This is a genomic window from Nocardioides sp. SRI_004 (assembly GCF_057586415.1).
Genome location: NZ_JBYCZV010000003.1, coordinates 299947 through 314700, shown reverse-complemented (window position 1 = coordinate 314700; position 14754 = coordinate 299947). Strand labels below are relative to the sequence as shown.

Here is a 14754-nt window from a genome sequence, read left to right as displayed (position 1 = left end):
TATCGACTACGCCGTCGCCGCCGCTCGCCGGGGCTCGCGCGCTCCCGCGCTCGTCGGGAGTGCTTCGAGCTCGTTCCTCGCTCGGCACTCCCTCCTCACTTCGTCGCCTCCATCATCTGGCGCAGCTCCTTCTTGAGCTCGCCGATCTCGTCGCGCAGCCGCGCCGCCAGCTCGAACTGCAGCTCGGCCGCGGCGGCCTTCATCTGGTCGGTGAGGTCCTGGATCAGCTGGGCGAGGTCGGAGCTCGGCAGGCCGGCCAGCTCGGCGGCGTGCCCGCCGATGTCGGTCGAGCGCAGCTGCGGGGTCGGCGACTTCTTCGGCTTCACCCCGCCGGCGCGCCCCTTCTGGCCGACGTCGGCCCAGGTCTGGAGCAGCTCCTGGGTGGTCTCGTCCTCGCGGGCGAGCATCTCGGTGATGTCGGCGATCTTCTTGCGCAGCGGCTGCGGGTCGATGCCGTTGGCCTCGTTGTAGGCGACCTGCCGCTCCCGGCGGCGGTTGGTCTCGTCGATGGCCGCCTCCATCGACGGGGTGACCCGGTCGGCGTACATGTGCACCTCGCCGGACACGTTGCGGGCCGCGCGACCGATCGTCTGGATCAGCGACTTGTCCGAGCGGAGGAAGCCCTCCTTGTCGGCGTCGAGGATCGACACGAGGGACACCTCGGGCAGGTCGAGGCCCTCACGGAGCAGGTTGATGCCGACCAGGACGTCGTAGAGGCCGAGGCGCAGGTCGCGCAGCAGCTCGATGCGCTTGAGGGTGTCGACCTCGGAGTGGAGGTAGCGGGTGCGGATGCCGGCGTCGAGGAGGTAGTCGGTGAGGTCCTCGGACATCTTCTTGGTCAGCGTCGTGACCAGGACCCGCTCCTCCTTCTCGGCGCGGGTGCGGATCTCGTGGATCAGGTCGTCGATCTGGCCCTTGGTCGGCTTGACCACGACCTGGGGGTCGACGAGGCCGGTCGGGCGGATGATCTGCTCGACGACGTCGCCCTGCACCTTGTCGAGCTCGTAGTCGCCCGGCGTCGCCGAGAGGTAGACGGTCTGGCCGATCCGGTCGAGGAACTCCTCCCAGCGCAGCGGCCGGTTGTCCATCGCGCTCGGGAGCCGGAAGCCGTGCTCGACGAGATTGCGCTTGCGCGACATGTCGCCCTCGTACATGCCGCCGATCTGCGGGACGGCGACGTGGGACTCGTCGACGACGAGCACGAAGTCCTCGGGGAAGTAGTCGAGCAGCGTGTTCGGCGCGCTCCCCCGGCTGCGGCCGTCCATGTGCATCGAGTAGTTCTCGATGCCGGAGCAGGAGCCGACCTGTCGCATCATCTCGACGTCGTACGTCGTGCGCATCCGCAGCCGCTGGGCCTCGAGCATCTTGCCCTGCCGCTCGAAGGTGGCGAGCTGCTCGGCCAGCTCGGCCTCGATGCCGCGGATCGCGCGCTCCATGCGCTCCGGGCCGGCGATGTAGTGGCTGGCCGGGAAGACGTAGAGCTCCTGGTCCTCGGTCAGCACCTCACCGGTGACCGGGTGGAGGGTCATCAGCCGCTCGATCTCGTCGCCGAAGAACTCGATGCGCACCGCGAGCTCCTCGTAGACCGGGAAGATCTCGAGGGTGTCGCCGCGCACCCGGAAGGTGCCGCGGGTGAAGGCGAGGTCGTTGCGGGTGTACTGGATCTCGACGAGGCGGCGCAGCACCGAGTCGCGGTCGTGCTCCTCGCCGACGCGCAGGCGGACCATCCGGTCGACGTACTCCTGCGGGGTGCCGAGGCCGTAGATGCAGGACACCGTGGACACCACGATCACGTCGCGGCGGGTGAGCAGGCTGTTGGTCGCCGAGTGCCGCAGCCGCTCCACCTCCTCGTTGATCGAGGAGTCCTTCTCGATGTAGGTGTCCGTCTGCGGGACGTAGGCCTCGGGCTGGTAGTAGTCGTAGTAGGACACGAAGTACTCGACCGCGTTGTCCGGGAACAGCTGGCGCAGCTCGTTGGCGAACTGGGCCGCCAGGGTCTTGTTGGGCTGCAGCACGAGCATCGGACGCTGCACCTGCTCGGCGACCCACGCCACGGTCGCCGTCTTGCCCGTGCCGGTCGCGCCGAGCAGGACCACGTCCTGGACGCCGTCGTTGAGCCGCTTCGTGATCTCCTTGATGGCGGCCGGCTGGTCGCCCGATGGCGTGTAGTCCGACTTCACGTGGAAGGGGGCGACACGACGCTCGAGATCGGTGACCGGACGCATGGATCCAGCGTACGGGCGGCCACCGACAGCGGGCCTACCGTGGCCGGTCGGGCTGGACCCGCAGCGCGTGCAGCGCCGTGGCGAGCATCGCGTAGTGCCCGACGAGCATCACGATCTCGATCCGCTCGCGGTCGTCGAACTGCCGGCTGAGCTCGCTCCACAGCCCGTCGGTCAGGTCGCCCTCGGACAGCAGCTCGTCGGCGGCGCGGAGCAGCAGCACCTCGCGGTCGCTGAAGGCTCCCTCGACCGCCCCCGCCTCGATCGCTGCGATCTCGTCCACGGACAGCCCGGCGCGGCGCCCCAGCCGCCGGTGCTGGGTCAGCTCGTACGACGACCCGCGGCGACTCGCGACGCGCAGGATCACCAGCTCCGACTCCCGTCGGGACAGTCGTCCGCCGGGCATCAGTCGGCCGGCGAAGTGCAGCCACCCCCAGAACAGGCGGCGGTGCCGCCCGAGGGTGAGGAACACCGCCGGCGGCTCGGTCCCCTGCACCCGGCCGGCGACGCGGGCGAACAGAGCGACGAACAGGCCGACCTCGCGCCAGCCGCCCGGCTGGATGCGCGGCTGCGCCGGCGGGGTGTCCGGCGTGCTCATGCCAGGTCCGAGCGCCGGGCCTGCTCGACGGCCGGGAGCACCCGGTTGGCCCCGTAGTTGAACACCCGCATCGCCACCGCGTAGCCGGGCGGGAAGTAGCGCTGCAACCAGTGCACGAGCCGGATGTCCGGCGAGGTGTACACCCAGTAGCGGTTGCGCAGCGCGCCCCTCCAGATCGACTCGGCGGCCTGCTGCGGCGACACCGCCCGCTTCTGGAACTGGCGCCGGGCGCGGACGAAGGACCTGCTCTGCTGGTCGATGCCGGCGATCCGGATCGTCTCGACCAGGCCGGTGTCGACACCGCCCGGGCAGACCAGGCTGACCCCGATCCGGTGCTTGCGCAGGTCGTAGCGGAGCACCTCCGACACACCGCGGAGGCCGAACTTCGTGGCGCTGTAGGCCGCGTGCCACGGCATCGCGATGATGCCGGCGGCCGACGACACATTGACCAGCTGGCCGCCGCGCCCGCCGTCGATCATCGGCGGGAGGAACTCCTCGATCACGTGGATCGGACCCATCAGGTTGACGTCGACCAGTCGCTGCCAGTGCTCCGGCTCGAGGCTGCGCACCGTGCCCCACACCGCGATGCCGGCGACGTTGAGCACGACGTCCATCGGCCCCGACCGCTCGGTCACCCCTCGCGCCAGGTCCCGGACCTGCGCATGGTCGGAGACGTCGGCCGCCTCGGCCGTGGCCACCTCTCCCCCGCCGGCCCGGATCGCCTCGGCGACCTCCGTGAGCAGCTCGCCCTGCAGGTCGGTCAGGTGCAGGACCGCGCCGCGTGCGGCGGCGTACTCCGCCACGGCACGGCCGATCCCGCTGGCCGCACCGGTGACCAGGACCTGCTTGCCGGCGAGGTCGCGGACGGGGGCTCGGAACCACATGGGTCCTCCTGGGAGCTAGAGGAGCGGGCGGAGCGGCGCCAGGACCAGCTCGGTGAACTTGCGGTGCATGTCCCGCGCCTCCCACTCCCCGCTGGTGAGCTCGAGGCAGTGGGACTGGTCGACCTCGAAGATCGCCTCGAGCTCCTTGGCGAAGGACTCGTCGATGACCTCGATGTTGATCTCGAAGTTGCCCTGGAGGCTGAGCCGGTCGATGTTGGCCGTGCCGACGGTGGCCCACGTCCCGTCGACGGTGGCGGTCTTGGCGTGCACCATCGCGTCGCGGTAGCGCAGGATCCGCACGCCGGCGTCGAGGAGCTGGCTGAAGTAGCCCCGCGAGATCCAGTCGGCGACGATGTGGTTGGACTTCAGCGGCAGCAGGAGGCGTACGTCGACGCCGCGCCGGGCCGCGTCCTTCACCGCGTCGATGAAGTCCTCGTCGGGCAGGAAGTAGGCCTGGGTCAGCCACACGTTGCGGCTGGCCCGGTTGATCGCCTCGATGTACATCGCCCGGATCGGGAACATCCACAGCCGCGGCACGTTGCGCTGCACGCGCACGCGGGGCTCCCACGTCGACGCCGTCTCGAGCAGCAGGGGCCGCTCCGAGCCGCGCAGCCGCCGGCGACGGTTCAGGTTCCAGAAGTCGGCGAACGCCCGCTTGAGGTCCCACACGGCCGGGCCGGTGATCCGGACGTGGGTGTCGCGCCACTCGGTCTCGTAGGCCGAGCCGATGTTGTAGCCGCCGACGAAGCCCACGTTGTCGTCGACGACGAGGATCTTGCGGTGGTCGCGGCCGTAGCGGCGCAGGTCGAAGAAGCGCCAGCCCGCCGTGTAGACCGGGTAGCGCAGGACCTTGACGCTCGAGGGGAACCGCTGGAACGCCGGCGAGACCACGAGGTTCGCGAAGGCGTCGTAGATGCAGTAGACGTCGACGCCGCGCTCGGCCGCCGCGATCAGCGCGCGCTTGAAGCGCTCGCCGGTCGCGTCGCCCTTCCAGATGTAGGTCTCGAAGAGGATCTGGTGCTCGGCGCCGTCGATGGCCGCCAGCATGTCGTCGTACAGGTCACGACCGTAGGTGTAGGTCGTCATCTCCCCGTCGCCGACGGTGACGGCCCGCGGCTCCCGGGTCGGGAAGGGCTTGGGCCGCTTGCCGCGACGACGGTAGGAGTCGACCAGCGACATCGCGATCGCGACGAGGAACGGTACGCCGACCAGCGTGATCAGCGTCCGGCGCAGGACGGTCCTCAGCCCGGCGAGCGGGTCGGGTTCACGGTGCGCCACAGGCGTCACAGTAGTGGGACGGCCCAGCGGTCAGGAGCCGACCTGGCTGAGGAACTGCAGCGAGTCGACCTTCCAGTCGGCGCCGATCAGCTTCATCGTCATCAGGATGCTGCCGTCCTGGACGCTCACCTCGCCGCTGTCGTCGGTGATCGCCTGGCTGTAGTAGGCGAGCACCTCGACCTGCTCGGCGCTCACGACGCGCCCGGCGGCCTCGACCACCTGGCCCTTGGCCGAGGTCTTGCTGACCTCGATGGCCTTCTTGAGGTCGGCGACGTTCTTCTCGAGGCGCTCGCGGACCTCCTTGTTCTGCAGCTCGTCGATCCACGCGAAGTCGTGCTTGCCGTCCTCGTAGGAGTAGCTGGTCGCCTTGGTCACGAAGGCGCTCGCGGCGGTGATCGCATCCTTGTTGGCGGCCTTCTCGGCCTGGAGCTCACGGACCTGGCTGCGCGCGTCGGCACCGTCGTCGCCGGACTGGCGGTCGACGAGCAGCCACGCGCAGGCGGCGAGCGCCACGACCAGTGCCGCAGCGAGGGCGATGACCAGGTTGCCCGGTCCGGCACCCTTCGTGCTGTTCGTGCTCGCGCTGCTCACCGTGCTTGCTCCCGACCCCTCCGTGCTCGCAGGCTCGACACCCGGCTTGTCCAGGCTGGCCCTCCCTGCGCTCACCGTACCGGCCCCGGAGCGTTGGCAGCGCCACGCTGCAGGGTGGCGAACGATGCCGAGCACCGTCCGTCCTTCTGCAGGGCCCGGCGCTCGTTGACCCGCGGGTCGAGGCGCGAGGTGCCGTAGTTGCAGCGCGGGTCGGACTTGGTGATGATCTGGATGCGCAGCTCGCCGCCCTTGACCTTGGCCAGCACCGAGCGCAGGCCCGGTCCGTAGTTCTGCAGCAGCGCCCGCAGGTGCGGCTCGTAGGAGCGGAACACGTCGGTGAAGCTGACGCCCGTGGCCAGGAAGCCGGGCAGCACCTCGTTGGCGTCCTTGATCAGCTTGACCAGCTCGTTGATCTGGCCGGGGCCACGCTTGAGCATCCGCCGTAGCTCCGGGTCGTACTCACGCAGGAACTGCGCGAACTGCTTGGACGAGCGCGCCAGCTGGCGCAGCGAGTCGGCGTTGTCGGTGGCGATGCCCAGCACCGTGCCGGAGCTGCTGATCACGCGGTCCGTCTCGGGCCACACGGCGTCCAGGGTCTCCAGGATCGCCGTGCCCTGGTCGAGGATCTGGCCGAGGTCGTCGCCCGTGCCCTTGAGGCCCGTGCTGAGCTCGCTCAGCACCGTGCGGAGCTTCTTGTCGTCGATCTGGCGCAGCACGTTGTTGACCGCGACGACCGTCGAGCTGAGGCTCTTCGGCAGGTCCGTCGACTCCGCAGGTACGACGTCGCCGCTGGCCAGGAAGGGACCGCCGTCCTTCTTCGGCTGGAAGTCGAGGTACTGCTCGCCGACGGGCGAGAGGCTGCGGACCTTCGCGATGGAGTCCTTGGGGATCTCGGTGCCGGACGTGACCGCGATCGTCGCCACGACGCCGGTCTCGGCGTCGGGCACGATCGACCGCACCTTGCCGACCTTGATGCCGCGGTAGGTCACCGCGGACCCCTCGAACAGGCCGCCGGTCTGCGCGAGCTCGACCTTCACCTCGACCGGCCGTGAGGTGAGCGGCTGGTCGAGGACGGCGGCGAACACGTAGGCGACGGCGAACACCAGCACCAGGATGATGCCGATCAGGCTCAGGTAGAGCTTGTTGCCCAGGATCTTCATGTCAGTTCCCCCCGCCGAGCAGGCCGTTCAGGAGCGAGCCCAGGCCCAGCGGATCGCTGCTGCCGCCCGACGATCCACCGGACGAGCCGCCCGAGGAACCGGACTTGCCGGACTTGCCGGACGTGCTCGCCGGCTTGCCGAGGCCGAGCAGGCCGCCCAGTCCGAGGTTGTCGAGCAGGTTGCCGAGGCCGGGCGCCGAGGTGTCGATGCCGAGGAGCTTCAGGATGTTGGCCAGCGTCCCGCCGACCACCCCGCCTGCGTCGATCCCGTCCAGGTGCAGCTGGAGCGAGATGTTGAGGTAGTCGGTCGCGATGATGTTGTCGGCGGCGCCGGACGCCTTGATGATCCGCTGCAGCGAGGTGTCGAACGAGCCGTTGTTCTTGGCGAACTCGGCCAGCACCGGCTCGATCTCCTTGAGCAGCGTCAGCAGCTGGGAGCGGGTCGCCGTGACGGTGTCGTTGGCGGCACCGGTGAACTTCTCGACCTCGGCCAGCAGCTCGGTGAACTGCGGGGTCTTCTCCCGCAGCACCTTCGCCGCGGGCGCGATCTCGCGGACTGCCCGGTTGATCGTGTCCTCGCGCGAGTTGAGCGTCTTGGACAGCGAGTTGAGCGAGGTCAGCACGGCGTCGATGCTCTGGCTGGTCGCGTTGGCCTGGGTCAGGAAGACCGACGCCCGGTCGAGGAGCGTGCGGTAGTCGCCCTCGTTGCCGTTGAGGGCGGTGTTGAGCTCCTCGGTGACCGTCTGCAGCTGCTCGAGGCCACCTCCGTTGATGAGCAGCGACGCCTGCGCGAGGGCGTCCTCGACGGTCGGCGCCGTCTCGGTGTCCTTGCGCTCCAGCGTGGCGTCGTCGCCCAGGAGCTTCCCGTCGGCGGGGTTGGTGACGTCGACGAAGAGCTCACCGAGGGGGGTCGTGTAGCGCAGCCGCGCCTTGGCCCCGTCGCGCAGCTCGGCGTCGGCCTTGAGCGTCAGCGTCGCCTCCGCGACGAAGTCGCTGACGGTGATCTCCTTGACCTTGCCCATGTCGACGCCGTTGACCTTCACCGGCGCGCCGACGGCGAGGTTGAGCGCCTCGTCGAACTGGGCCTTCACCTCGATGGTGTCGCCGGAGACGCCGGTGCCCGGGATCGGCAGGTCGCGCATCGTCGTCCCGCAGGCGCTCATCGTGCCGACCCAGAGGGCGAGCACGGCGGCGGCGCAGGCGCGTGCGGTCTTGGTTCGCATCGTCGTCCTCATCGTCATCACCCGACCGGTCCGGTGAGGAACTGGCACAGGTTGAGCGGCAGCTGGTTGCACACCGTCTGCAGCACTCCGCCCAGCGGGTCGAGGATCAGCGGGTTGATCCGGACCGGGAGCCGGTCGCCCTGGATCATCCGCAGGTTCTGCAGCGCCACGGGCATGACCCGCAGGATCTCGGCCAGGCGCTCCTGCTTGGAGAGCACCGTCTTCATGAGCCTGGTGGAGCCGTTGACGTTGTCGACGATCGCCTGGCGGTTGTCGACGGCGAACTTCGCGACGGTGGTGACCGCCGAGTCGAGCGAGCGCAACGCCTGCCGGAAGTTCTCCCGCTCGTCGGCGAGGAGCTTCGAGGCCCGCGACACCTGCTGGATGAACGCGCGCGCCGTCGACTCGTTGCTGGCGATCGTCGTCAGCAGTACGTCGAGCGACTTGAGCGTGGCCGCGACGTCCTCGCGCTGCGAGGCGATGCCGTCGACGCCGTCGGCCAGCGAGTGGATCGTCTGGTTCAGCAGCGGACCGCGACCCTGGAGGGCTCGCGTGCCGGCGTCGATGAAGCGCTGGACGGCCTTGGTCGTCTTCTTGTTGCCGCCGATGCCGGTGGCGAACTCGTTGAGCGAGGCCAGCACCTGGTCGAAGTCGACCGGCGTCTGGGTCTTCTCCAGCGGGATGGTGGTGTCGTCCGCCATCTTCTTGTCGCCCTCGTGGAACACCGGCGTCAGCTCGACATAGCGGTCGGTGGCCACCGAGCGGGCGACCACGACGGCGCCGGCGTCGGCCGGGACCGGCTGGTCGCCGTCGATCTCCATCGTGACGAGGACCTTGTCGCCCTCGGGCTCGATGGCCGTGATCTCGCCGACGGTCACGCCGAGGATGCCCACGTCGTTGCCGACGAACAGGCCGGCCGAGTCGGCCAGGTAGGCCTTCACGGTGATCTTGTCCCCACCACCGACAACGCTGCACCCGGAGGTCAGCAGGATCGCGGCGACGGCGACGAGGGCGCCGATCGAACGGAGGATGTGCCTGGTGCGCATCAGCATGCCCCCTGCAGCTTGCAGGTCGAGTCGTCGGCGGGGATCGCCGGCGGCTTGAGGTAGAGCGGGATGAACGGACCGCTGCCGGTGGCGTTGGCGACGTACCGGACGGCCGGCGCCATGACCTCGAGCAGGTGGGTCAGCTGCTTGCTCTGTCCGTTGAGTGTCCTGATCACGGCGTTGAGGTCGGTCAGCGCCGGCTTCAGCTTGCCGTCGGTCGACTTCACGACCGCGGTCAGCGCCTTCGCGAGCTCGGTCGTCTCGACCAGGAGCCGGTGGATCGCCTCCTTGCGGGCGGTGATCTCGCTGACGACGAGGTTGGCCTGCTTCATCAGCCCGACGATGTCCTGGCTGCTGTCGGAGAGCTGGTCGGTGACCTTGCGCGTCGACTCCAGCAGGTCGCCGACCTGGTCGGACCGCTTCGAGATGACCTCGGAGAGCCGGGCGACGCCCTCGAGCGCCGGCCCGATCTCCTTCTCGCTCGCCCCGAGCGTGCCGGCCATCGCCGTCAGCGCCTGGGCGAGGAGGTCGGGGTCGAGCTCGTCGAGCGCCTGGGACCCCTCCTCGATGACGTCCTGGAGGTTGTAGGGGACGGCGGTCCGCTCCAGCGGGATCCGGTCGTCGGCCAGGCCGCCCGAGCCCTTCGGGTCGACCTCCAGGTAGTGGCTGCCGAGGAGGGTGGCGACCTTGACGGTGGCGGTGGTCCGCTCCCCCAGCTCGATGTCCGAGTCGAGGGCGAAGGTGACCAGGACGTGGTCGTCCTGGAGCTCGATGCCGGTCACCTTGCCGGAGTTGACCCCGTGCACCTGCACGTCCTCGCCCTTGCGCAGGCCGGCGGTGTGCTCGAGCACGGCGGTGTAGGTCTTCGTCCCGAAGTTCGCGACGCTCAGCAGCACGACGGAGGCGCCGATGAGGCCGATCACGATCAGGGTGATGACGCCGATCCGCAGCGGATCGCGCTCGTTCATGGGCTTCATCGGCACACCTGCCGCCAGGGGCCGTTGTTGCCGGCCGGGTTGATGCCGCTGCTGTTGGCGCCGATGGCGATCGACAGCGAGCAGACGTACACGTTGAGCGCGTTCTCGTACGACGTCGCACGACCCAGCGACTCGAAGACGGTCGAGAAGGCCGGGATCGCGTCCTTCAGGTCGCCGCGGGAGCGCTCCAGCATGTCGGCGACGGTGACGAGCCGGTCGGTCGCCCGGACCAGCGGCACCTTCACCTCCTTCAGCAGGGAGCTCGTCGCGCCGACCAGTCGGCTGACGCCGTCGATCGAGGCACCGATCGACTTCCGGTCGCGGGCCAGGCCGGTCATCAGGGCCCGCAGCTCGCGCACCGTCGTGGTGAGCTCGTCGCCCTGGCCGGCGAGGTTGTCGAGCACCGGCTTGAGGTTGGTCATCACCTCACCGATGACGCCGTCGCGGTCCGCGAGGAAGTTCGTGAGCTGGCCGGTCTGCGCGAGCAGCTGCTGGACGTTGCCGTCCTCACCCTGGAGCACCTTGATCAGCGAGGTGGCCAGCGTGTTGACGTCGCCCGGCTGCAGCACCCGGAACAGCGGCCGGAAGCCGTTGAGCAGCTCGGTGAGGTCGAAGCCCGGGTCGGTCTGGGCCATCGGCACCGTCCCGCCCTCCTCGATCTCCTTGCCGCGCTCGGTGGGCTGCACCAGGCCGATGTAGCGCTGGCCGAGCAGGTTCTGGTAGCGCATGACGAGCTTGGTGTTGTCGAGCAGCGCCTGGTCCTCGACCAGCTCGATCTTGATGATCGCGCCCTCGTCGGAGGCCTTGATGTCCTTGACCTGGCCGACGCGCACGCCGGCGGCCTTGACGTCGTCGCCCTTGCGCAGGCCGCTGACGTCGGCGAACTCGGCCGAGAACTCGCGGGTCCCGCCGCTGATGCCGTTGTTCATCGTGTTGACGAGCAAGATCATCAGCAGCCCGCTGACGACGGCGAACGCGGCGAACTTGACCGCGATCGTGCGGATTCCGGTCATCGCTCGGCCCCCAGTGCTCCGAAGCCGACCGCGGACGAGCGGAACCTCGGCTTGCTGGTGTAGTACGGCGGGGAGGACAGCTTGATCGTGCCGTCGGTCTTCACGAATCCTTCTCGGACGGCCTCGGGCAGCGTCGTGCCGAGGGCGATGTTGATGGCGATCGCGTCGGTGATGCCGGCCTGGCGGTTGTCGTGGACCGCGTCGAGCAGCACGGCCGAGCCGTTGATGAAGCGCACCAGGTTCTTCTGGTTCTTGGCGAGGAACGCGCTCGAGGTCCGGGCGAGCGTCGTACCACCGCTGATGAGCGCGGTGAACGCCGCCTCCTGGGTGACGATGGTGTTCATCGTGACCAGCACGTCGTCGGTCGCGTCGAGCAGGTCGGGCGCGATCTCGTTGACCAGCCGCGTCGTCGACGCGAGGGCCTGGAGGTCGGCGCGCACCTGCGGCATCCGCGGGTTGAGGCGGTCGAGGTAGGAGTTGAGGGTCTTGACCGTCGTACCGATCTGGTTGCCGCGGCCGTCGAGCGCCTCGGCGGCCGAGCCGATCGCGGACGCCAGCTCGGCCGGGCCGAGTGCCTTCACCAGGCGGTCGATGTCGTCGAGCGCCTGCTGGAGCTCGAGCGTCTCCTGCGAGGCGTCGGCCTTGATCTGGTCCCCGGCCTTGATCTCTCCGCTGGGGGTGCCGTGGACGACGAGGTCGACGAAGGTCGTGCCGAAGACGGTGGCCGGCAGGATCCGGGCCACGACGTTGCCGGGCACCGAGTCCATGTCGTCCTCGGACATCGCCATCTCGACGGTGACGCCCCGGCCGTCGTCGGAGCGGCGGATCTCGGAGACCTTGCCGACGATGACGCCGTTCATCTTGACGTCGGAGCCGGCGCGGAGCGCGCCGCCGGCGTTGGCCACGTCAGCGGTGACGTGCGGCTGCGAGCCGAACGTCCCGTTGCTGCGCAGGGTGACGAAGGCGCCGATGACGGCAATCGCCACGAGGGTGATCAGTCCGCGCCGGGCGAGCTGGTTGCGGGTGACTACGCGTGCCATGTCGTCACCTCAACCCGAGATCCGGAAGCCCGGGTCGCCACCCCAGAACAGCAGGGTGAGGACCATGTCGAGCACGACGATGGACACGATGCTGGCCCGGATCCCCGTGCCGGTGGCCTCTCCGACCGCCTGGGGGCCGCCCGAGACGCGCATGCCGTACCAGCTGTGGATCAGGGCCACGGCAAGCGAGAAGATCAGGATCTTGATGATCGAGAAGACGATGTCGCGCCCCTGGATGAAGGTGGAGAAGTAGTGGTCGTACTGGCCTGGTGACTGGCCGAACAGGATGACGACCGAGGCCTGCGAGGCGATGTAGGAGCCGATCAGGCCGATCATGTAGAGCGGCAGGATCGCTACCATGCAGGCGATCACGCGGGTCGTGACGACGTAGCGCATCGCGCTGACCGCCATCACCTCGAGCGCGTCGACCTCCTCGTGCAGCTTCATGGAGCCGATCTGGGCGGTGAAGCGGCAGCCGACCTGGGCGCCGAGCGCGAGGGCCGCGATCAGCGGTGCGAGCTCGCGGGTGTTGGCACTGGCCGAGATGAAGCCGGTGAGCGGGGCGAGGCCCACGATCTCCAGGCCGTTGAAGCCCTCGATGCCGATCGACGTACCGGCCGCGACCGACAGCAGGATCATGACGCCGACCGTGCCACCGCCGACGAGCAGCGCGCCGCTGCCCCAGGCGATGTCCTTGATCTGGCGCAACGTCTCCTTGGGGTAGAGGGCGATCGTCGCCGGCACCTCGCGGAAGACCTTGATGGCGAAGGTGACGAAGTCGCCGAGCGTCGCCAGGCTCTTCATCACCCCGTCGGTGAAGCCCACCAGGGCGTCGGACACGCGCGAGCCGAAGCTGCGCCCGAGCTGGACCTCAGACATCAGGCACCTCCGGGGAAGAGCATCACGTAGGCCTGGGTCAGGCCGACGTTGATCACCGCGAGCAGGATCACGCTGAGCACCACGGCCTGGTTGACGCCGTCGGCCACGCCCTTCGGGCCGCCGCGGGCCGTGAGGCCCTTGTGGGCGGCCACGATGGTGGCGACGAAGCCGAAGATGAAGGCCTTGAACTCGGCGAGGACGAAGTCGGCCGGCTGGGCGAGCCCCACGAAGGAGTCGAGGTAGGTGCCGGACGAGATCTGTCCCTGGCCGACGACGATGATGAAGGCGGTCGTCATCGCGGTCATCGCGACGATCACGGTCAGGAGCACCGACACCAGCAGCGCGGCGAGGATGCGCGGCGCGACCAGGCGCTGGATGGGCGAGATGCCCATGACCTTGAGGGCGTCGATCTCCTCACGCACGGTCCGCGCGCCGAGGTCGGAGCAGATGGCCGCCCCGACCGCGCCGGCGATCATCAGCGAGGTCACCAGCGGTGCGCCCTGGCGCAGCACGCCGATGCCGTTGACCGCCCCGATGAAGGACTGTGCGCCGATCTGGTTGGCCGCCGCACCGATCTGGACCGAGGTGATGATGCCGAACGGGATCGAGACGAGGATCGTCGGGAGCAGCGCGACCCGGGTCATGAACCAGCACTGCAGGAGGAACTCGCTCCACGAGAAGCGGCGGGCGACGATGTCGGAGAAACCCCACTGGATCGACTCGACCGCGAGCTTCACCAGCTCGCCGGTCGTCACGACGCCGGCCTTGAACCGTCCGGTCAGGTTGTCGACGACGGAGCGCCCCGAGGCCACCACCGCGCTCATCAGGCAACCGCCGTCGGGATGTCGAACGCGGCGTTCAGCCGGAGGGCGGCGGCCTTGTCGCCGCGCACCTTGAGCTGGCCGCGCAGCACGCCGGACACCGCGCTGAGGTGCCCGGTCACCAACCGCAGGAAGTCGGCCGCCTCGCACGTCACGGTCGCATGGCGGTCCTCGCGGCCGACGGCATCTGCCGCCGCACCGGCGAGAACGGTCGCCCGACCGTCTCTGAGTCGGAGCACGTAACGGTCCACCTCTCCGTCGGGGCGCCCGGTCAGCCTGAAGCCGACCGTGATCTGGACGCCTGCTGCCTTTCGGCCGTTCACGAAGCCCGGCATCCGCCCGAAGATCTCCTCGAGGATGACCGGCCTGAAGTCCGACGCCATGACCGACCGGAGGTGGTCGGCGGGGACGCCGTGGAGGACCCGGGCGATGTCGACCGGGTCGATGTCACGGACGTCGACGGGCACTCCGGTGACCGGGGGCGTGCCGTCGACGGTGAAGAGGGAGGCCAGGGCCAGCGCGACGCTGCTCGCGCCCGTGATGCCGATCTGGTTGCCGAGATAGGCGACGGCGACGTCGAGCTGGCCGGCGACCAGCCGCAGCAGCTGCAGGTCGCTCCCGTGTACGACGACGTCCGGGCCCGCACCGGCGGCGGCCTCGACCTCGGCGACCCCGCCGTGGAGGCACAGCGTGGTCGCCTCGCCCGGGCGCTGGGTGGACTCCCACCGCACCCGGCCCTCGGCCTGCGCCAGCAGGGCCGGGACGGCGATCTCACCGATCCGACGCATCACGCCCTCGACAACGGGCGAGCCCGGTGCCGCGTCATGGGTGGCGGCGACGAGCTCGGCATCGCTCGCGGCGCGGATGGACTCGACCAGGGCGACCGGTGCGGTGTCGCGGAGCAATGCCGCGACGTCCTCGCGAGTGGCGTGCCCGAGGGCAGCCCAACTCACCGTCGCCATGCGTCACCCCTGTCCGTTCACCGCCGCCTGGGAGCCTGCGGTCCTGCCTGAACGTCTGCCT

The 14754-nt window shown here is 69.5% G+C and carries 14 protein-coding genes; all 14 read right to left on the bottom strand.

From position 1 onward, the window contains the following. Positions 1–95: 95 nt before the first annotated feature. Entirely contained in the window at positions 96–2225 is a 2130-nt protein-coding gene (gene uvrB / locus AC2YHB_RS05490; protein ID WP_257026947.1) for an excinuclease ABC subunit UvrB, read from the bottom strand. A 34-nt stretch (positions 2226–2259) separates the two neighbouring features. Beyond that, positions 2260–2820, bottom strand: coding sequence for a carboxymuconolactone decarboxylase family protein (locus AC2YHB_RS05485; RefSeq protein ID WP_487353625.1), 561 nt, complete (start codon positions 2818–2820; stop codon positions 2260–2262). After that, the gene (locus AC2YHB_RS05480; RefSeq protein ID WP_179651052.1) at positions 2817–3704 is read right to left on the bottom strand and encodes an SDR family oxidoreductase; all 888 of its coding nucleotides are present in this window, start codon (positions 3702–3704) and stop codon (positions 2817–2819) included. The genes AC2YHB_RS05485 and AC2YHB_RS05480 overlap by 4 nt, the downstream gene beginning before the upstream one ends. A gap of 15 nt (positions 3705–3719) precedes the next feature. Then, positions 3720–4982: a phospholipase D-like domain-containing protein gene (locus AC2YHB_RS05475; protein WP_242530634.1), complete on the bottom strand. Its 1263-nt coding sequence runs from the start codon at positions 4980–4982 to the stop codon at positions 3720–3722. Positions 4983–5012: 30 nt separating this feature from the next. Beyond that, positions 5013–5573: a hypothetical protein gene (locus AC2YHB_RS05470; RefSeq protein WP_036542725.1), complete on the bottom strand. Its 561-nt coding sequence runs from the start codon at positions 5571–5573 to the stop codon at positions 5013–5015. Between the two features lie 71 nt (positions 5574–5644). Next, positions 5645–6733 carry an MlaD family protein gene (locus AC2YHB_RS05465; protein ID WP_179651049.1) on the bottom strand — a complete coding sequence of 363 codons (1089 nt, stop codon included), beginning with the start codon at positions 6731–6733 and terminating at the stop codon, positions 5645–5647. 1 nt (position 6734) lies between these two features. Beyond that, the gene (locus AC2YHB_RS05460; RefSeq protein WP_487353624.1) at positions 6735–7955 is read right to left on the bottom strand and encodes an MCE family protein; all 1221 of its coding nucleotides are present in this window, start codon (positions 7953–7955) and stop codon (positions 6735–6737) included. A 17-nt stretch (positions 7956–7972) separates the two neighbouring features. Beyond that, complete coding sequence (locus AC2YHB_RS05455; protein WP_179651046.1) at positions 7973–9001, bottom strand: MCE family protein; 1029 nt, start codon at positions 8999–9001, stop codon at positions 7973–7975. After that, positions 9001–9978, bottom strand: a complete 978-nt coding sequence (locus AC2YHB_RS05450) for an MCE family protein (protein ID WP_179651044.1) — start codon at positions 9976–9978, stop codon at positions 9001–9003. Before AC2YHB_RS05450 ends, AC2YHB_RS05455 begins: the two co-directional genes overlap by 1 nt. Beyond that, entirely contained in the window at positions 9975–10991 is a 1017-nt protein-coding gene (locus AC2YHB_RS05445) for an MCE family protein (protein WP_179651042.1), read from the bottom strand. The genes AC2YHB_RS05450 and AC2YHB_RS05445 overlap by 4 nt, the downstream gene beginning before the upstream one ends. Then, positions 10988–12031: an MCE family protein gene (locus tag AC2YHB_RS05440; protein WP_487353623.1), complete on the bottom strand. Its 1044-nt coding sequence runs from the start codon at positions 12029–12031 to the stop codon at positions 10988–10990. The genes AC2YHB_RS05445 and AC2YHB_RS05440 overlap by 4 nt, the downstream gene beginning before the upstream one ends. A 9-nt stretch (positions 12032–12040) precedes the next feature. Continuing rightward, positions 12041–12910 carry an MlaE family ABC transporter permease gene (locus tag AC2YHB_RS05435; RefSeq protein ID WP_036542713.1) on the bottom strand — a complete coding sequence of 290 codons (870 nt, stop codon included), beginning with the start codon at positions 12908–12910 and terminating at the stop codon, positions 12041–12043. Beyond that, complete coding sequence (locus tag AC2YHB_RS05430) at positions 12910–13734, bottom strand: MlaE family ABC transporter permease (protein ID WP_036542710.1); 825 nt, start codon at positions 13732–13734, stop codon at positions 12910–12912. The genes AC2YHB_RS05435 and AC2YHB_RS05430 overlap by 1 nt, the downstream gene beginning before the upstream one ends. Next, positions 13734–14693: an SCP2 sterol-binding domain-containing protein gene (locus AC2YHB_RS05425; RefSeq protein ID WP_487353622.1), complete on the bottom strand. Its 960-nt coding sequence runs from the start codon at positions 14691–14693 to the stop codon at positions 13734–13736. The genes AC2YHB_RS05430 and AC2YHB_RS05425 overlap by 1 nt, the downstream gene beginning before the upstream one ends. Positions 14694–14754: the final 61 nt, after the last annotated feature.

Bases quoted from the DNA above. Each gene is read 5' to 3' on its own strand.
- uvrB (WP_257026947.1), bottom strand. From the start codon at position 2,225: ATGCGTCCGGTCACCGATCTCGAGCGTCGTGTCGCCCCCTTCCACGTG.
- AC2YHB_RS05450 (WP_179651044.1), bottom strand. From the start codon at position 9,978: ATGAAGCCCATGAACGAGCGCGATCCGCTGCGGATCGGCGTCATCACC.
- AC2YHB_RS05465 (WP_179651049.1), bottom strand. From the start codon at position 6,733: ATGAAGATCCTGGGCAACAAGCTCTACCTGAGCCTGATCGGCATCATC.
- AC2YHB_RS05440 (WP_487353623.1), bottom strand. From the start codon at position 12,031: ATGGCACGCGTAGTCACCCGCAACCAGCTCGCCCGGCGCGGACTGATC.
- AC2YHB_RS05485 (WP_487353625.1), bottom strand. From the start codon at position 2,820: ATGAGCACGCCGGACACCCCGCCGGCGCAGCCGCGCATCCAGCCGGGC.
- AC2YHB_RS05430 (WP_036542710.1), bottom strand. From the start codon at position 13,734: ATGAGCGCGGTGGTGGCCTCGGGGCGCTCCGTCGTCGACAACCTGACC.
- AC2YHB_RS05455 (WP_179651046.1), bottom strand. From the start codon at position 9,001: ATGCGCACCAGGCACATCCTCCGTTCGATCGGCGCCCTCGTCGCCGTC.
- AC2YHB_RS05480 (WP_179651052.1), bottom strand. From the start codon at position 3,704: ATGTGGTTCCGAGCCCCCGTCCGCGACCTCGCCGGCAAGCAGGTCCTG.
- AC2YHB_RS05445 (WP_179651042.1), bottom strand. From the start codon at position 10,991: ATGACCGGAATCCGCACGATCGCGGTCAAGTTCGCCGCGTTCGCCGTC.
- AC2YHB_RS05425 (WP_487353622.1), bottom strand. From the start codon at position 14,693: ATGGCGACGGTGAGTTGGGCTGCCCTCGGGCACGCCACTCGCGAGGAC.
- AC2YHB_RS05435 (WP_036542713.1), bottom strand. From the start codon at position 12,910: ATGTCTGAGGTCCAGCTCGGGCGCAGCTTCGGCTCGCGCGTGTCCGAC.
- AC2YHB_RS05460 (WP_487353624.1), bottom strand. From the start codon at position 7,955: ATGCGAACCAAGACCGCACGCGCCTGCGCCGCCGCCGTGCTCGCCCTC.